This window comes from Marinobacter sp. (genome assembly GCF_039977835.1).
Taxonomy (GTDB): domain Bacteria; phylum Pseudomonadota; class Gammaproteobacteria; order Pseudomonadales; family Oleiphilaceae; genus Marinobacter.
The window spans coordinates 139,217-156,759 of sequence record NZ_JBDWCL010000040.1 but is presented as its reverse complement, the minus strand read 5'-3'; the positions used below and the strand labels follow the sequence as shown (position 1 = coordinate 156,759).

Sequence of the window (17,543 nt, the reverse complement as noted above, 5' to 3'; positions counted from 1 at the left end):
CCGAACTAAGGACCCGAGATGTCAACTGAAATAAAAGCCCCCGTATTCCCAGAGTCGGTCGCAGAAGGCACAGTCGCGACCTGGCACAAACAGCCCGGCGAAGCGTGTTCCCGTGACGAACTGATTGTCGATATTGAAACCGACAAGGTTGTGCTCGAAGTAGTCGCTCCGGCTGATGGTGTTATTGAGGAAATACTCAAGGGCGAAGGCGACACCGTAGAAAGCGGTGAAGTGGTCGGCAAGTTCAAGGAAGGCGCCGCTGGCGAATCCAAGCCTGCTGCCAAAGATGAAGGCAAGAAAGAGGAAGGTAAAAAGGAAGCTGCGGCTGAAGAATCGTCCGAAGCCACTTCCAGCTCCTCCGGTGAGGCCATTCTCAGCCCGGCCGCCCGCAAGCTTGCAGAAGAGAACGACATCAAGCCCGAGGCTATTGAAGGCACCGGGAAAGATGGACGTGTTACCAAAGAAGACGTTCAAAATCATATAGATGCCGGAAAGTCTTCAGGTTCATCATCAGCTCCGTCGGCCAAGCCCGCCGGTGATATGCCGCAGGTGGATGTCGGCTCTGGCGAGCGCCCTGAAAAGCGCGTGCCGATGACCCGCCTGCGTGCCAGCATTGCCAAGCGCCTGGTCAATGCCCAGCAGACAGCCGCCATGCTCACCACGTTCAATGAAGTGAACATGGGGCCAGTCATGGAGTTGCGCAAGCAGCACAAGGAAAGTTTCGAGAAGCGTCATGGTGTCAAACTGGGCTTCATGTCATTTTTCACCAAGGCCGCTACGGAAGCACTGAAACGTTTCCCCGCTGTTAACGCCTCTATTGACGGTAACGACATGGTTTACCATGGTTACCAGGATATCGGCATTGCGGTTTCAAGTGATCGTGGTCTGGTTGTTCCTGTTGTACGTGATACCGACGCCCTTGGCCTGGCTGATATCGAGAAGAAGATCGTCGAGTATGGAACCAAGGCCAAAGAAGGCAAGCTTGGCATTGAAGACATGACCGGCGGCACCTTCACCATTACCAACGGTGGTATTTTCGGATCACTGATTTCCACGCCGATCCTCAACCCGCCACAAACGGCAATCCTGGGCATGCACAAGATCCAGGAGCGGCCGATGGCGGTGAACGGCAAGGTGGAAATCCAGCCGATGATGTATCTGGCGCTTTCCTACGATCACCGTATGATCGATGGCAAGGAAGCGGTGCAGTTCCTGGTGGCCATCAAGGAAATGCTTGAGGATCCGGCGCGCATTCTGCTGGACGTCTGAGCCGACACTTAACGAATTGGATAAACGGGATAAAACATGTCTGACAAGTACGACGTAATCGTCATTGGCGCCGGCCCTGGCGGCTATGTTGCCGCAATCAAGGCAGCGCAACTGGGTCTGAAAACTGCGTGTATCGAATCCTGGACTGACAAGGAAGGCAAGCACCGGCTCGGTGGTACCTGCCTGAACGTGGGTTGTATTCCTTCGAAGGCGCTGCTGGAGATCTCCCACAAGTACGAGGAGGCCCGTCACGGGTTTGCCGATCAGGGGATTGTCGCCAAAGACGTCAGTTTCGACCTTGCCAAAATGATGGAGCGCAAGGAAGGTATTGTTAACCAGCTTACCGGCGGTATTGGCGGGTTGTTCAAGTCCAATGGGGTGACCTCGATCCAGGGCCACGGCAAGCTGCTGGCCAACCGTAAGGTTGAGGTGACCGACAAGGACGGCAAGAAGAAGACCTATGAGGCGGAGAATGTCATTATCGCCACCGGGTCCAAACCGATCCAGATTCCGCCCGCGCCTTTTGACGGCGAGCACATCGTTGATTCCGAGGGTGCCCTGGAGTTTACTGAAGTACCCAAGCGTCTGGGTGTTATCGGCGCCGGCGTTATCGGTCTGGAACTCGGCAGTGTCTGGGCCCGCCTGGGTGCCGAGGTAACGGTACTTGAGGCGGTGGACACGTTCCTGCCGGTAGTTGATCAACAGGTCGCCAAGGATGCGCTGAAACAGTTCCAGAAGCAGGGTCTTAACATTGTGCTGGGCGCGCGTATGACCGGCGCCGAAGTCAAGCGTAAACTGGTTAACGTGACCTACGAGGATTCCAAAGGTAAGCAGGAAGCCAAGTTCGACAAGCTGATTGTCGCTGTTGGCCGTCGGCCATATACCGACAACCTGTTGTCTGAAGACTCTGGTGTCCAGATGGATGAGCGCGGTTTCATTTTCGTCGATGACAACTGCAAGACCGAAGCTCCGGGTGTCTGGGCTGTGGGTGATGTGGTTCGTGGACCGATGCTGGCACACAAAGCGTCTGAGGAAGGCGTGATGGTTGCCGAGCGGATTGCCGGCCACAAGCCCCAGGTCAACTATGACTGTATCCCCAACGTGGTTTATACCTTCCCGGAAATCGCCTGGGTTGGTAAGTCAGAGGAACAGCTCAAGTCCGAAGGCGAAGCCTATAAAGTGGGTACCTTCCCGTTTGCGGCCAACGGTCGTGCCATGGCGGCAAACTCCGCCACCGGCATGGTGAAGATCATCGCTGACGAGAAGACCGATCGCATTCTCGGGTTCCATGTGGTGGGGCCGCAGGCTTCCGAAATCGTTGCCCAGGGCGTGATTGCAATGGAGTTCGGATCCAGCGCAGAAGATCTGGCCCTGACCTGTTTCGCGCACCCGACTCTGTCAGAGTCCGTGCACGAAGCAGCATTGGCTGTAGACGGTGGTGCAATTCACATCGCCAACCGTCGCAAAAAGAAGTAACGCAGATCAGGAAACAGGGGCGCCAATGATGGCGCCCCGCTGCTATAAAAACGGCTGGTTTCCGATTGCGTTTGTGGTGTGCTGAGGTGATCCCCGGCACGCCGAACCGAATTCGCTCAGAGCGGGTTCAATTTCCGTATGTGGTTATCCTCCATCAGAAAGCGGGACATTAACTATGAATTTGCATGAATATCAGGGCAAGCAGCTGTTCGCTGAATATGGCCTGCCAGTATCCAAGGGCATTGCCTGCGATACCCCCAAGGAAGCAGTGGCTGCTGCAGATGAAATCGGCGGCGACGCCTGGGTTGTAAAGGCCCAGGTACACGCTGGTGGCCGCGGCAAAGCCGGCGGCGTAAAGCTGGTCAAGAGCAAGGACGAGATCCGTGCCTTCGCAGAAAACTGGCTCGGCAAGAACCTGGTGACCTACCAGACTGACGAGAACGGCCAGCCGGTCAGCAAGATTCTTGTTGAGTCCCTTACAGATATCGACCAGGAACTGTACCTGGGCGCAGTAGTTGATCGCGGTAGCCGTCGTATCGTATTCATGGCGTCCACCGAAGGTGGTGTCGAGATCGAGAAGGTGGCTGAAGAAACCCCGGAGAAGATCCTGAGAGCCGAAGTTGATCCACTGGTAGGTGCGCAGCCGTACCAGGGCCGCGAACTGGCGTTTAAGCTGGGCCTGGAAGGCAAGCAGATTGGCCAGTTCACCAAGATTTTCCTGGGCCTGGCAAAGCTGTTTGAAGAGCGTGATCTGGCGCTGCTTGAAATCAACCCACTGGTCATTACACCAGCCGGTGATCTGCACTGCCTGGACGCCAAGATCGGCGTTGACGGCAACGCGCTTTACCGTCAGAAGAAAATCCACGAGATGCACGATCCCTCCCAGGAAGATTCCCGGGAAGCGGAAGCGGCCAAGTGGGAGCTCAACTACGTGGCGCTGGATGGCAACATAGGTTGCATGGTTAACGGCGCAGGCCTGGCCATGGGTACCATGGACATCATCAAGCTGTCCGGCGGCCAGCCCGCGAACTTCCTGGACGTAGGCGGCGGGGCGACCAAAGAGCGCGTTTCCGAAGCGTTCAAGATCATTCTGTCGGATTCCAACGTCAAGGCCGTTCTGGTCAACATCTTCGGTGGCATTGTTCGCTGCGACATGATTGCCGAGGGCATTATCGGTGCCGTGAAAGATGTTGGCGTCAAGGTTCCTGTGGTTGTGCGTCTGGAAGGTAACAATGCCGATAAGGGCACAAAAGTACTCGCCGACAGTGGCCTGAACATCATCGCTGCCACCAGTCTGTCCGATGCGGCAGAGCAAGTCGTTAAAGCCGCGGGGGGTAAATAATGAGCATTCTGATCAACAAAGACACCAAAGTTATCTGCCAGGGCTTTACCGGCGCACAGGGTACTTTCCATTCTGAGCAGGCCATTGAGTACGGTACCAAAATGGTCGGCGGTGTCAGCCCCGGAAAGGGCGGCACTGAGCATCTGGGTCTGCCGGTGTTCAACACCGTGCGTGAGGCGGTAGAGAAGACCGGTGCGGAAGCGACCGTTATCTACGTACCGGCTCCGTTCTGCAAAGACGCCATCATCGAAGCCGCGGACGCTGGCATCGAGCTGATTGTGTGCATCACCGAGGGTATCCCGACCATCGACATGCTCTATGCAAAAGAGTATGTGGATCGCAAAGGCGTTCGTATGATCGGGCCCAACTGCCCGGGTGTGATCACGCCGGGTGAGAGCAAGATCGGTATCATGCCGGGTCATATTCACAAGCCGGGCAAAGTGGGCATTGTGTCCCGTTCAGGCACCTTGACTTACGAGGCGGTCAAGCAGACGACGGACTTCGGCTACGGCCAGTCCAGCTGTGTCGGTATCGGTGGTGATCCGATTCCGGGCTCCAACTTCATCGATATCCTGCAACTGCTGCAGGACGATCCTCAGACTGAGGCCATCGTGATGATCGGCGAGATCGGCGGTACCGCCGAGGAAGAAGCCGCTGCCTTCATCAAGGAAAATGTCACCAAGCCAGTGGTTGCCTACATCGCTGGTGTGACAGCGCCTCCTGGCAAGCGTATGGGGCATGCCGGTGCGATCATTTCCGGTGGTAAGGGTACGGCAGACGAGAAGTTTGCTGCCCTGAACGACGCCGGTGTCAAGACTGTGCGTAGCTTGGCCGAAATTGGCAAGGCTCTGAAAGAAGTGACTGGCTGGTAAAATACCGCCGGTTCAAAGAAAGCCCCCGGGTCTGCCTTGCGGACTTCCGGGGGCTTTTTGTTTCCAGGCGCCGTTGACAGGTTTTAAATGGTACCTTAACGCCGGGATCACATAAGACTATAATGCCCGGTCAGCCTGCAATATGATGGCTGTTCCCTATAACAGAAGGAGTTCATGCTTTGAGTTCTGTCGATTCCCAGCAACGGATTTTGTCCGGCATGCGTCCCACCGGCAAGTTGCACCTTGGCCATTTTCACGGTGTTCTGAAGAACTGGGTAAAACTCCAGCATGAATTCGAGTGTTTCTTCTTCGTAGCCGACTGGCATGCGCTTACCACCAACTACGATGATCCCAGCGGTATCCAGGACAGTGTCTGGGATATGGTGATCGATTGGCTGGCGGCCGGCGTTAACCCTGGTTCCTCCACGATGTTTATCCAGTCCAAGGTGCCGGAACACGCCGAGCTGCACCTTTTGTTGTCGATGATAACCCCTCTGGGCTGGCTGGAGCGCGTACCCACGTATAAGGACCAGCAGGAAAAACTGCGTGAGAAAGACCTGGCCACCTATGGCTTCCTGGGGTATCCGTTGCTCCAAAGCGCGGACATCCTCATGTATCGGGCCGGGCGCGTGCCTGTGGGTGCGGACCAGGTGTCCCACGTAGAGATCACCCGGGAAGTTGCCCGCCGTTTCAATCATATCTATGGTCGTGAACCGGGATTTGAAGAACAGGCGGAGGGCGCCATCGTCAAGATGGGAAAGAAGAACGCAAAACTCTACCGTACCCTGAAAAAGCGCTATCAGGAAGAGGGCGATATGGACGCCCTGGAAACTGCCCGTGCCCTGCTCAAGGAGCAGCAGAACATCTCCCTGGGCGATCGCGAACGGCTCTATGGTTATATCGAGGGTGGGGGCAAGGTGATTCTGCCCGAGCCCCAGCCATTGTTAACGCCGGAATCGAAAATGCCGGGGCTTGATGGACAGAAAATGTCCAAGTCCTATAACAATTACATCGGCCTGCGGGAAGATCCTGACAGCGTCGCCCAGAAAATCCGCACCATGCAGACTGACCCCCAGCGCGTGCGCCGGACGGACCCGGGCGAGCCGGAAAAGTGCCCGGTGTGGGGGTTGCATAAGGTGTATTCCGACGCCGATACCCAGGAGTGGGTACAGGTGGGGTGTCGCAGCGCGGGCATCGGCTGCCTGGAGTGCAAGAAGCCTTTGATTGACTCGATTGTCGAGGAACAGCGCCCGTTGCATGAGCGTGCCCGGGAGTATGAGAGCAACCCGGATCTGGTTCACGCCATCATTGAAGAAGGCTGTGAACATGCCCGTGACGCGGCGCGGGATACCCTTGAGGAAGTCCGGGCAGCGATGGGGCTGAGCTACCGCTGAACATCGGTGATGACGATTGTGGAGGCTCCATGACAGACGATACCGCGGGCAGGGCAGCGACGGAGGAAGCGGCAGAGATATCGGTTCCGGCTGCTGACCAGGCACCGCTGGCACGGGTTTCCGGCAAACCGGTGGTTGACCTTCCCCGTGACCTTTATATACCACCTGATGCCCTTGCGGTGTTTCTGGAAGCGTTTGAAGGTCCACTGGATCTGTTGTTGTACCTTATCCGCCGCCAGAACATGGACATTCTGGACATCGATGTCAGCGAAATTACCAAGCAGTACATGGATTACATTGGCGCCGTGGAGGCCATGCGGTTTGAACTGGCGGCAGAATACCTGGTGATGGCTGCCACACTGGCGGAGATCAAGTCCCGGATGTTGCTCCCGCGTCAGGAAACCGAGGATGAGGACGAAATTGACCCCAGGGCTGAGCTGATCCGCCGCTTGCAGCAGTATGAGCGCTTCAAGCAGGCCGCTGAAGACATTGACCAGCTGCCCCGCCTGGAGCGGGACAACTTTACGGGGTCGGCGGCATTGCCGAAGATGCCTTCCAGCCAGCCGCACCCCGATGTGGACCTGCGGGAAATCCTCCTTGCGCTCCAGGGGGTGCTGAAACGGGCCGACCTGTTTACCAGCCACCATGTCGAAAAGGAAAGGCTCTCTACCCGCGAGCGCATGTCGGCGATTCTGTCGGTGTTGCAGGACGACCGGTTCGTGACCTTTGAGAGCCTGTTCACGCCGGAGGAAGGTCGACTGGGTGTCGTCGTCAGCTTCCTGGCGACGCTTGAGCTGGTCAAGGAGCAGCTTATAGAAGTGGTGCAGGCCGAGGTCCTCGGCCCGATTCATGTCCGGGCCAGAGCATCCAGCTGACGATCCGGCCTCGCGCAATCCGATACCTGGTAGTGGAACCATGAACGAAGAAAACCTCAGAAAACTTCAGGCAATCGCCGAAGCTGCCCTGCTTGCCGCCGGCAAGCCAATGTCGGTAGATCAGTTGCGGGAGCTGTTCGGGGAAGACGAGCGTCCGGCCCGCCAGATCATGGAGCATGTGCTGGTGTTGCTAGAGCAATCCTGTCAGGGCCGTGGGTTTGAACTGAGAAAGGTAGCCAGTGGGTATCGGCTGCAAGTCCGGGAAGAGTATGCACCCTGGGTTGGACGGTTGTTCGAGGAAAAGCCCCAGCGTTACTCACGGGCATTACTCGAAACCCTGGCGCTGGTTGCCTATCGCCAGCCCATTACCCGGGGCGAAATCGAGGATATCCGAGGTGTAACGGTCAGTAGTAACATCGTTCGAACGTTGCTTGAGCGTGAATGGGTGCGCGTTGTGGGGCACCGGGACGTGCCTGGCCGGCCAGCCATGTATGCCACCACAAAGCAGTTCCTGGATTATTTTAACCTGGAGGGGCTTGACCAGTTACCTCCGCTTTCGGAAATCCGGGATCTGGAGGAAATCGGGCGGGAAATCGAGAAAAACATGCAGGCGGAGATCGAATTTAAATCTCCTGCCATAGATGCTGGTGATGATGGCGGGGAAACCTCCCCGGAATCGTCGCCTAGGAAGACACTTCACTGATGCCATCGGCATCGGCCACTTGGTAAGGACAGATTCATGGCGGCAGATCGCCCCCGTAAGCCGGATAACAGAAAGCCGGAAGAAAGCACCGTTTCCGGCCCGGAGCGTATTCAGAAGTTATTGGCGAGGGCCGGCGTGGGATCACGTCGGGAAGTCGAGGGCTGGATAGAGGCCGGGCGCCTGGTCATTAATGGCAATCCAGTGGAGCCGGGGCAGAAAGCCTCCGTCAGTGACCGCATTGAACTGGACGGCAAGCGCCTTGATATCGCAGCCGGCGCGGAAGTGCTCCGGCGTGTGCTGATTTACAACAAGCCGGAAGGAGAGGTAACCACTCGCCGTGACCCGGAAGGTCGCCCGACCGTTTTCGACAGCCTTCCCCGGCTTCGCGACCATCGCTGGATTGCCATTGGTCGGCTTGATATCAATACCACCGGTCTGGTGCTTTTCACCACCGACGGGGAACTGGCCAACCGATTGATGCACCCGTCCCGGCAAATTGACCGTGAATACGCGGTGAGGGTGTTTGGCGAGGTGGACGAAGCCATGATCACGCGCCTGTCGGAAGGCGTATTGCTGGACGATGGCATGGCAAAATTCTCTGACATCTCCCAAGCCGGCGGTAAAGGTATAAACCAGTGGTTCCATGTCACCCTGCTGGAAGGTCGTAACCGGGAAGTTCGGCGGCTATGGGAGTCACAGGGCGTTCGGGTCAGCCGGCTCAAGCGGGTGCGTTACGGGCCAATTTTCCTGCCGAGCCGACTGACGGTCGGCAAGTGGGAGGAACTGGACCAGAAAGCGGTAGACTCACTCAGCAAGGTAGTGGACCTGAAGCCTGTCGAGATTCCTGCGAAAACGCCATCCGAGCAGAAGGTTCATGATCGCCAGCGCCGGAAACAGCCGAGTTCCGCGCCCCGAAAATCCGGCAACCCCCGCTGGCAGGTGGATGGCTCCGGCGCCGAGCAGAAGCCATCACGCAAACCGGCGCGCAAGTCACCGAAACGATAGTCAGTTTCCGATAGCGGCGAAAACCCTGGTGCAGTTACGACCATGGTCTTTCGCCCGGTACAGGGCCTCATCGGCACGTGCCAGCCAATGATCAGCGCTTTCATCAGGAAGGCGCTGGGCAACCCCACAACTGGTCGTGACCGATACATCGGTGTCGCCACAGTTAACCGAAATCGTCCTTATATACTCGCGAATCCGGTCCGCCACGGCCCGCGCATGAACTTCGTCCGTGTGGGGCAGGATAATGGCAAACTCTTCGCCACCGAAGCGATAAACGCTGTCTGAGTTACGCACGGCTTTTTCCAGTTCCACAGCTGCGAGCTTCAGTATGTGATCTCCCACCACATGGCCATGTTGATCGTTAACGTCTTTGAAGTGATCCAGATCGCACAGGATCAGCGAGTAATCATCGCCATGGCGATCGCCAAGGGAGCACGCACGCGCCATAACCTCGTCCATCGCCCGCTTGTTGGGGACTCCGGTGAGTGAGTCAGTCAGTGCTGCCTGTTCGATGGCAATGAACTGGCAGGCATTCCGGATCGGGCAGATAGCCGCTGCCAGCATCAGTTCAATGCCTTCCATTTCCTGCTCGGCAAACCTCTGGCGCCGACTGAACGACAGGGTGCCGTAAAAACTGCCCTCGAGGTTAAGCCGATAATCACAACGATGAGGCCCGCCCATGCCAGTCGCGTACACGAATTCCCGTGCCGCTATCTGATGGCGATAGTTCATGCAGTCGACGGGCACCACAGAACTGATCTCCTCCGCCAGGATGGCCAACTGGGTTTCCAGGTTCAGTGTTGTTGAAAGCCTGCGGGTCAGTCGGGTGAGGGCGTCCGGGGATTCACTCCATTCCCGGTGAGCCTGCCTGAGCGCCGCCAACTTCTGGGGTTGAGGTCCGGACTTGTTGATCGTTGGGATATGTTTCACTCTGTGCGGCCTGTAAAAGCTATTTTTGCAATTTGAGGCAAATAATAGGCCACAATAATAAAATACAATAAAAACATACTCCTGAGAATCAATTATAAAGTGGTTTATAATTGATCGAATGATTTGCCTGAACTCTGCGTCTATAAACCGGCAACCACTGGCCGTGGCAACCGGATCGTTAAAATGTCCGACAAGGGCATTGGGCTTGCTTATGGCTGTGGTAAACTTCTGCGCTTATTCTTTGCTGCCAGTAGTGAGTGAGCGACGAACTTTATGAGGTTTCAGGCCCCCGAAAGTCTTTCCGAGCAGATAGCCCAGCATATCGGGCAGCGAATTGTTACCGGTGATCTCAGGCCGGGCGAACGCATCCAGGAACTCAAGGTGGCCGGAGAGCTCAATGTCAGCCGTGGCTCCGTGCGGGAGTCCCTGCTGATCCTCCAGCGCCGCCATCTGGTCGAGATTTTTCCGCGCCGGGGCGCCGTTGTCTCCCGGTTGACGCCGGAACTTGTGAACAGTCTCTACGATATCTATATCGATCTGCTATGCATGTTGGGCCGCAAGGTACTCGAGCGCTGGTCCGGTGAGCAGTTATCCGGTGTTATGGGGCAGGTCCGCGAGCTGCAGGCGGTTATTGAGGCACTCAACTCCTCAGGCGGCGACGCCGCTGAACAGGTGATTGATGCGGGGTTCGGGGTTATGCGGTACGCCTACGGCCTGGTGGAAAACCCGTTTCTGGAGGAGACGCTGGAAAATTTCCGGCCTGCGATCAGCCGCACCTATTTCGTCGCCCTGGAGAACTTCAGGGACGAACTGGAACAGACCGGTCGCTTTTTCCGCCAGCTTGCGGACGCTGCCGTGCGGGGTGACTCCCCCGGCCTTGAACAGGCCATCTGCGAGTTTGGGGAACATCAACGCCAACAGGTACTGAGTATTCTCAGGGAAGAGGTGAGCGCCTGATATGCGCCTGAAATCCATCAAACTGTCCGGCTTCAAGTCATTTGTCGACCCGACCACGGTGCCATTCCCTTCCAACATGACAGCGGTTGTGGGCCCCAATGGCTGTGGCAAGTCCAACATTATTGATGCCGTGCGCTGGGTCATGGGTGAAAGCTCCGCCAAGTACCTCCGTGGTGAGTCTATGTCGGACGTTATTTTCAACGGCTCCAGCGCCCGCAAGCCTGTGGGTCAGGCGTCCATTGAACTGGTATTCGACAACAGCGATGGCTCAGCCCCCGGCGAGTTCGTGCGCTTCAATGAAATCTCCGTCCGGCGTCGTGTTTCCCGCGAGGGTCAGTCGGAATACTTCCTCAACGGCTCCAAGTGCCGTCGCCGCGACATCACCGACCTGTTTCTGGGGACCGGTCTGGGCCCCCGTAGTTACGCCATTATCGAGCAGGGCATGATTTCCCGGCTGATTGAAGCCAAGCCGGAAGAACTGCGGGTGTATATCGAAGAAGCAGCCGGTATTTCCAAGTACAAGGAACGCCGCAAGGAAACTGAAAGCCGTATACGCCGTACCCAGGAGAACCTGGAGCGCCTGACAGACCTGCGTGAAGAACTGGGCCGCCAGCTTCAACATCTTGAGCGCCAGGCCCAGGCGGCCGAAAAGTACAAGGCTTACAAGCAGGAAGAACGGCAGAAAAAAGCCGAACTGACGGTGCTACGCTGGCAGACCCTGGACACGGACCTGCAAACCTGGCGCTCCCGTATCCGGGATACCGAACTGGAACTGGAGAAGCAGCTGTCCGAGCGTGTCAGCCTTGAGACCTCCCTGGAGTCTCTGCGAGGAAACCATCAGGAGCGGAACGAGCATTTCAACCGGGCGCAGGCTCGCTATTATGAAGCTGGCGCCGACATCGCCCGTATCGAACAGAGCCTCGAGCACCAGCGTGAACGCAGTCGCCAGACCGCCGCAGAGCTGGACCAGGCCATGGCAAACCAGCGTGAACTGGCCCGGGAGCTGGAGCAGGATCAGGCCAAGCTGTCCGGTATTCAGGAAGAGCTGGACATGCTGGAGCCAGAACAGGAGGCACTGACGCTGAAATCTGAAGAATCCGGGGAAAAACTCCAGGGTGCGGAAGATGCCATGAGCGAATGGCAGCATACCTGGGAGGATTTCAGCGCACGTTCTGCCGATGCTCGTCGGCAGGCGGAACTGGCACAGTCCCGTATTCGTTCCCTCGAGAACGCCATTGAGCAACTCCGTACCCGCCAGCAACGGTTGAAGGACGAGCAGGAACTGCTTGAGGGGCAACTCGATCGCGCTGAACTGGATGACATGCTCGAACAGCAGGAAACCCTGGAACTGCAGAGGGAGGAAGCGTCTGAGCGAATCAATGTTGTCCAGGATGATCTGCAGGAAGCGCGCCATCAACAACGGGATGCCGAACAGACCGCGACCGATGCCCGCCAGCGGGTTCAGAGCCTCAGAGCCTCACTTGAATCCCAGCAGGCTCTGCTTGATGAACAGATGGGTGGCCAGGACGATACGCTGCAGGCGTGGTTGAATGATCGCGGCCTGAGCAACAGCCCGCGACTGGCAACGCAGCTGCAGATTGAGGATGGGTGGGAATTTGCGGTGGAGCAGGTGATCGGCCGGTTCACCCAGGGGCTCAGCGTTCCGGGCCTGGGGTCGGTGCAGTCTGCAATGGCTGCTGCCCCCCGTGGGTTAGCACTGGTGAGCAGTGAGCAAGGTGGGGCCGTCGGTTCAGGTGGGCTGGCCGGCAAGGTAACGGGTGCTGGCGGTATGGCGTCCGTACTGGCGCTGGTGGATACGGCAGAATCCATGGAGGAGGCCCTTGGCCGCCAAAGTACACTGGCGCAGGGCAAGAGTATTATTACACGTGACGGGGCCTGGCTTTCTGCCGACTGGATACTGATGCCGGATTCCGATGCCGCTCAGGTTGGCGTGATTGAGCGCCAGAAAAAGGTCACGGCGCTGGCAGACGAACTGGAACAGGCGGAGGCCGCCCTGGAAACCGCCATGGATACACTGGACCGTCTGCTGGAACGATCCGAGCGTGCGGAATCTGCCAGAGACGAAGCCCAGAGCCGGCTGGCGGATGCTGACCGGGAACTGGCGACGCTGTCCTCAAAAATCAGTGGCCTGAAGGCGCGGGCGGAACAGATTGATGCCCGGCTTCAGCGCATTCGGGACGACCAGGCCGACGTAGCCATGAATCTCGAAGAGCAGCAGGAACAACTGCAGGAGACCCGGGAAGAATGGCAGCAGGCGCTGGCCTCCACGGAAGACAGCGACGAGGAGAAGGAGCGGCTGCTCGAGCGCCGTGACCTGCTGAGGGAAAACCTCGACCGCCTGCGACAGGAAGCCCGGCATGACCGCGACCATGCCCACCAGCTTCAGCTACAGCTGCAGTCCCTGAACAGTCAGCGGGAGGGCCTGCGCCAGACCATCGATCGTATGCAGCTGCAGAAAGAGCGGATTGATGAGCGTCTGGACATTCTTCGTGAAAGCCGCGAAAGCGCAGAGGAGCCCATCGAAGACCTGGAGATGCAGCTTGAAGGGTTACTGGACCGTCGGCTTGCCGAGGAAGAAAAGCTGGGCGCGGCCCGGGACGCCCTGGAAGAAATCGACCAGGAAGTGCGCGAGAAGGAGCAGGGTCGCAGCCGTATAGAGCATACCATTCAGGACGTCAGGGCCAGTCTGGAGAAGCTGAAAATGGAGTCCCAGGCCCTGGAAATCCGCGCTGGCAACCATCTGGAGCAGCTCGAAGAGCTGGACGTCCGCCTGCAGGAGGTCCTGTCGACACTGCCGGAGGATGCCAGCGAAAAGGTATCGGCCGACGAGCTGGAAAAGCTTGCCTCGCGAATTCAGCGTCTGGGTGCTATCAACCTCGCGGCCATCGAGGAATACCAGGTACAGAGCGAGCGCAAGACCTATCTGGACAGCCAGCATGAAGACCTGATGGAGGCGCTGGAGACCCTCGATACCGCCATCCGCAAGATTGACCGGGAAACACGTCAGCGCTTCAAGGAAACCTTCGATCAGGTGAACGGCGGCCTGCAGGCGCTGTTTCCGAAAGTTTTCGGCGGCGGCAATGCCTATCTGGAGCTGACCGGTGAAGATCTTCTGGAAACCGGCGTGGCCATCATGGCGCGGCCTCCGGGCAAGAAAAACAGCACCATCCATCTACTGTCAGGCGGTGAAAAAGCCCTGACGGCGATTGCACTGGTGTTCTCGATCTTCCAGCTCAATCCGGCCCCGTTCTGTATGCTTGATGAGGTGGATGCGCCTCTGGACGATGCCAACGTGGGCCGTTATGCGAATCTGGTCAAGGAAATGTCGAAACAGGTCCAGTTCATCTACATTACCCATAACAAGATCGCCATGGAAATGGCCGACCAGTTAATGGGTGTTACCATGCACGAGCAGGGATGTTCACGGCTGGTATCGGTTGACGTGGACGAAGCAACGGCACTGGCGGAGGCCTGACATCGTGCCCGCCGCTCAATGTGCACGCAAAGATGACAAAACTGCCATCTGGCCTGTGTTTGCGTTGTATTCATTACAGGCTTTTCTTAGAGTAGCAACGATATCTGATCTGCAAACAGGACAGCATCATTATGTCTCTTAGGGAATGGTTAATTGCCATCGGTATCCTGGTTATTCTGGGTATTGTTATTGATGGTTTGCGCCGGATGAGGCGTGCTCGCAAGGAATCGATTGCCATTTCCTCCGGTATGGGGGCGGATGACCTCGACGATTCCCCACTCGAGAAAGACTATAACCCTGAACTTCCGAACGGCGGTGCCCGCACCATTTCCCGGGATACGCTGGAAGAGCGGGGTTACGTGAAACCGGAAAAAAGCCGTTTTGCCAAGCCGCAACAAAAGCCCACTCGTCCGGTTATTACAAGCCCCAGGGAAGAAGAGCCTGCTCAACCTTCGCCGGACGACGTTGCGGAAGATTTCGCAGCCAGCGAAATGGATAACAGCTCGGTTCAGCCCGATACGGGGTGGGGTGCGGTTGACGACGAACCGGAAATGCCTGAGCCAGATGACGGCATCGTGGGAGAAGCCCGGGTTGTCGAGAAGCCGAAAGCGGAGGAACCCGAGCGTGAACGCGAAGAGCAAGGTGGAACTGCAGCTCCCACGGTGACCTCCGAGGTTGAAGAGGATACCGCCCGGCGTGATAATGCCACCCGCGCTGCCGGTCAGCCACTGGCCGGTGCTAACCGGCCGGAAGCCCGTGAGGTAGTGGTTATCAATGTGTTGGCAAAGACGGATCAGAACTTCACCGGCCCCCGACTGAAAGCACTCTTTGAAGCCTGCGGCCTGGAGCATGGTGACATGGACATCTATCACCGTCACGAACAGGCCGACACCACCAGCCCCGTCCAGTTCAGCGTTGCCAGTGCCGTGGAGCCAGGCACTTTCAGACCGGAGGATATACCGGAGCTTTCCACGCCGGGTATCAGTTTCTTCATGAGCATGCCAGGGCCAACCAATTGCATGCAGGCGTTCGAGTTCATGCTGGAAACGGCGCAGTGTGTGGTGCGTAATCTGGGTGGCGAACTGAAAGACGAACGGCGCAGTGTGATGACTCCGCAAACCATCGAACACTGCCGCCAGCGCATCCGTGAATTCGAACGCAAGCAACGATCCCCCCGACAATGACCAAAGCCACCCCCGACGTGACCAGCCGGGCAGAAGAACTCCGGAACATCATTACCGAGCATAATTATCAGTATTACGTGCAGGATGATCCCCGGGTGCCGGACGCCGAATACGATCGCCTGTTTCGCGAGCTGCAGGACCTGGAAGCCAGCTACCCCGATATCGTGACTCCGGATTCACCCACGCGCCGCATCGGCGCTCAGGGAGAAACCACCTTTGAGGAGGTGGTACACCGGATTCCGATGCTGTCCCTGGATAATGCGTTCAGCGAAGAGGAACTGCAGGATTTTGACCGTCGGGTAAGAGACCGCCTGAAAACGACCGGGGACATTGAATACGTCTGTGAGCCCAAGCTTGACGGTCTGGCAGTCAGTCTGCACTACGAAGACGGGATTCTTACTCGCGCCGCCACGCGGGGCGACGGTTACACCGGTGAAGATATCACCGCGAATATCCGGACCATCCCCTCGGTACCACTGAGACTCCGGGGCGATTCAATTCCCGAGCTTGTGGAGGTGCGGGGTGAGGTCTATATGCCCCTTGAAGGTTTCGAAACCCTCAATAAACGCCTGGCGGACCGGGGCGAAAAAACCTTTGTGAATCCTCGTAATGCCGCAGCAGGAAGCCTGCGCCAGAAGAAACCCTCGGTTACCGCGCGGCGCCCGCTGGAGATGTGTGCCTACAGTGTGGCGCTGGAGGATGAGGGCCGCCTGCCGGCAACGCACTGGGAGGGGCTGCAGCAGGTAAAAGGCTGGGGATTCCGGATAAACCCGGAGATGCGTAAGGCCACGGGAGTGGATGCCTGCCTGCAGGCCTATAACGATCTTATGGACAAACGGGCAAGCCTGCCTTACGAAATCGACGGTATTGTCTTCAAGGTTAACAGTCTGGCGCTGCAGCATCAGCTGGGTTTCGTATCCCGGGCGCCGCGCTGGGCCATAGCCCAGAAGTTCCCGGCACAGGAAGAACTCACGGTTATTGAGGACGTGGAGTTCCAGGTGGGGCGCACCGGTGCCATCACACCGGTTGCCCGCCTCAAGCCGGTGTTTGTGGGCGGCGTCACCGTCAGCAACGCCACCCTCCACAACATGGATGAAATTCGTCGTCTGGATGCCCGTATTGGCGATACTGTTTTCGTTCGCCGGGCCGGTGATGTCATTCCGCAGGTGGTCAAGGTGGTTACCGAGCGTCGGCCGAAAAACGCCCGGGTTGTTGAATTGCCGGAAAGCTGTCCGGTGTGCCAGTCCGATATCGTACAGATCGAGGGTGAGGCTGTGGCTCGCTGTTCCGGGGGTCTGTTTTGCCCGGCCCAGCGCAAGGAGGCCATTCGACATTATGCTTCCCGTAAGGCCCTGGATATCGAAGGCCTGGGTGACAAATGGATCGACATCCTGGTGGGCCGGGAACTGGTGAATACCGTGGCCGACCTCTATCGGCTGAAGAAAGCCGACCTGACGGGACTCGAGCGGATGGGGGAGAAGTCGGCGGGCAACCTGATCAGTGCCATTGACCGATCCAGGCGGCCGGTATTGTGGAAGTTTGTGTATGCGCTCGGTATCCGGGAGGTCGGCGAAGCTACCGCAAAGGCCCTGGCCAGCCACTTTGGAACGCTCGAAGCCATCAGTGAAGCGGATGATGACGCCTTGCAGTCTGTTCCTGACGTGGGGCCGATTGTCGCCGGCCATATCCGCAGTTTCTTCGATCAACCCCACAACCAGGAAACCATCCAGGCGCTCAGGGACGCCGGAGTTGAGTGGCAGAGCGAGGAGATCACCGCTGTTGAAAAGCCGCTGAAAGGAGAAACCTGGGTGCTTACAGGCAGCCTCTCTGGCATGACCCGTGATGAAGCCAGGGCCAGGCTCGAATCCCTCGGTGCCAAAGTGGCCGGGAGTGTTTCAAAGAAAACAGCCTGCGTTGTCGCTGGCGAGGCGGCGGGCTCAAAACTCACCAAGGCTGAAAGCCTGGAAGTGCCAGTCATGGATGAACAGGCGTTTGCCGACTTCCTTTCCAGCCACGGCGTCGAGAGCTGAAGCCGTGGCG

Annotated in this window: 13 protein-coding genes; 12 read left to right on the top strand and 1 reads right to left on the bottom strand. The window is 57.7% G+C overall.

All coding sequences use genetic code 11. The features are described from left to right. Positions 1-18 precede the first annotated feature (18 nt). The 8 genes from odhB to rluB all read left to right on the top strand — a co-directional run bounded on the left by odhB (position 19) and on the right by rluB (position 8,936). Complete coding sequence (gene odhB, locus ABJM11_RS11960) at positions 19-1,269, top strand: 2-oxoglutarate dehydrogenase complex dihydrolipoyllysine-residue succinyltransferase (protein ID WP_348293522.1); 1,251 nt, start codon at positions 19-21, stop codon at positions 1,267-1,269. A 36-nt stretch (positions 1,270-1,305) separates the two neighbouring features. Beyond that, positions 1,306-2,745, top strand: coding sequence for a dihydrolipoyl dehydrogenase (gene lpdA, locus ABJM11_RS11955; RefSeq protein ID WP_348293520.1), 1,440 nt, complete (start codon positions 1,306-1,308; stop codon positions 2,743-2,745). 175 nt (positions 2,746-2,920) lie between these two features. Continuing rightward, positions 2,921-4,087: an ADP-forming succinate--CoA ligase subunit beta gene (gene sucC / locus ABJM11_RS11950; protein ID WP_348293518.1), complete on the top strand. Its 1,167-nt coding sequence runs from the start codon at positions 2,921-2,923 to the stop codon at positions 4,085-4,087. Then, on the top strand, positions 4,087-4,959 hold the full coding sequence (gene sucD / locus ABJM11_RS11945; protein ID WP_137434275.1) for a succinate--CoA ligase subunit alpha: 873 nt from the start codon (positions 4,087-4,089) through the stop codon (positions 4,957-4,959). The genes sucC and sucD overlap by 1 nt, the downstream gene beginning before the upstream one ends. A 179-nt stretch (positions 4,960-5,138) precedes the next feature. After that, positions 5,139-6,353, top strand: a complete 1,215-nt coding sequence (locus ABJM11_RS11940) for a tryptophan--tRNA ligase (RefSeq protein ID WP_348293517.1) — start codon at positions 5,139-5,141, stop codon at positions 6,351-6,353. 29 nt (positions 6,354-6,382) lie between these two features. Continuing rightward, entirely contained in the window at positions 6,383-7,228 is an 846-nt protein-coding gene (locus tag ABJM11_RS11935; RefSeq protein ID WP_348293515.1) for a ScpA family protein, read from the top strand. A gap of 40 nt (positions 7,229-7,268) precedes the next feature. Continuing rightward, positions 7,269-7,931, top strand: a complete 663-nt coding sequence (gene scpB, locus ABJM11_RS11930; RefSeq protein ID WP_348293514.1) for an SMC-Scp complex subunit ScpB — start codon at positions 7,269-7,271, stop codon at positions 7,929-7,931. A gap of 36 nt (positions 7,932-7,967) precedes the next feature. Continuing rightward, positions 7,968-8,936, top strand: coding sequence for a 23S rRNA pseudouridine(2605) synthase RluB (gene rluB / locus ABJM11_RS11925; RefSeq protein ID WP_348293512.1), 969 nt, complete (start codon positions 7,968-7,970; stop codon positions 8,934-8,936). Here rluB and ABJM11_RS11920 read toward each other — a convergent pair whose 3' ends face one another. After that, a complete protein-coding gene (locus ABJM11_RS11920; RefSeq protein ID WP_348293511.1) occupies positions 8,937-9,866 on the bottom strand; it encodes a GGDEF domain-containing protein in 930 nt (309 codons plus the stop codon). A gap of 273 nt (positions 9,867-10,139) precedes the next feature. On the opposite strand from ABJM11_RS11920, the gene ABJM11_RS11915 reads away from it, so the two are divergent. The 4 genes from ABJM11_RS11915 to ligA all read left to right on the top strand — a co-directional run bounded on the left by ABJM11_RS11915 (position 10,140) and on the right by ligA (position 17,533). Beyond that, on the top strand, positions 10,140-10,823 hold the full coding sequence (locus ABJM11_RS11915; RefSeq protein WP_348293510.1) for a GntR family transcriptional regulator: 684 nt from the start codon (positions 10,140-10,142) through the stop codon (positions 10,821-10,823). Between the two features lies 1 nt (position 10,824). After that, positions 10,825-14,319 carry a chromosome segregation protein SMC gene (gene smc / locus ABJM11_RS11910; protein ID WP_348293509.1) on the top strand — a complete coding sequence of 1,165 codons (3,495 nt, stop codon included), beginning with the start codon at positions 10,825-10,827 and terminating at the stop codon, positions 14,317-14,319. Between the two features lie 131 nt (positions 14,320-14,450). Continuing rightward, on the top strand, positions 14,451-15,503 hold the full coding sequence (gene zipA / locus ABJM11_RS11905) for a cell division protein ZipA (protein WP_348293507.1): 1,053 nt from the start codon (positions 14,451-14,453) through the stop codon (positions 15,501-15,503). Continuing rightward, on the top strand, positions 15,500-17,533 hold the full coding sequence (gene ligA / locus ABJM11_RS11900) for an NAD-dependent DNA ligase LigA (protein ID WP_348293505.1): 2,034 nt from the start codon (positions 15,500-15,502) through the stop codon (positions 17,531-17,533). The genes zipA and ligA overlap by 4 nt, the downstream gene beginning before the upstream one ends. The last annotated feature ends 10 nt before the right edge of the window (positions 17,534-17,543 follow it).

Coding starts and splice junctions, on each gene's coding strand:
- odhB (WP_348293522.1), top strand. CDS start 19: ATGTCAACTGAAATAAAAGCCCCCGTATTCCCAGAGTCGGTCGCAGAA.
- lpdA (WP_348293520.1), top strand. CDS start 1,306: ATGTCTGACAAGTACGACGTAATCGTCATTGGCGCCGGCCCTGGCGGC.
- sucC (WP_348293518.1), top strand. CDS start 2,921: ATGAATTTGCATGAATATCAGGGCAAGCAGCTGTTCGCTGAATATGGC.
- sucD (WP_137434275.1), top strand. CDS start 4,087: ATGAGCATTCTGATCAACAAAGACACCAAAGTTATCTGCCAGGGCTTT.
- ABJM11_RS11935 (WP_348293515.1), top strand. CDS start 6,383: ATGACAGACGATACCGCGGGCAGGGCAGCGACGGAGGAAGCGGCAGAG.
- scpB (WP_348293514.1), top strand. CDS start 7,269: ATGAACGAAGAAAACCTCAGAAAACTTCAGGCAATCGCCGAAGCTGCC.
- rluB (WP_348293512.1), top strand. CDS start 7,968: ATGGCGGCAGATCGCCCCCGTAAGCCGGATAACAGAAAGCCGGAAGAA.
- ABJM11_RS11915 (WP_348293510.1), top strand. CDS start 10,140: ATGAGGTTTCAGGCCCCCGAAAGTCTTTCCGAGCAGATAGCCCAGCAT.
- smc (WP_348293509.1), top strand. CDS start 10,825: ATGCGCCTGAAATCCATCAAACTGTCCGGCTTCAAGTCATTTGTCGAC.
- zipA (WP_348293507.1), top strand. CDS start 14,451: ATGTCTCTTAGGGAATGGTTAATTGCCATCGGTATCCTGGTTATTCTG.
- ligA (WP_348293505.1), top strand. CDS start 15,500: ATGACCAAAGCCACCCCCGACGTGACCAGCCGGGCAGAAGAACTCCGG.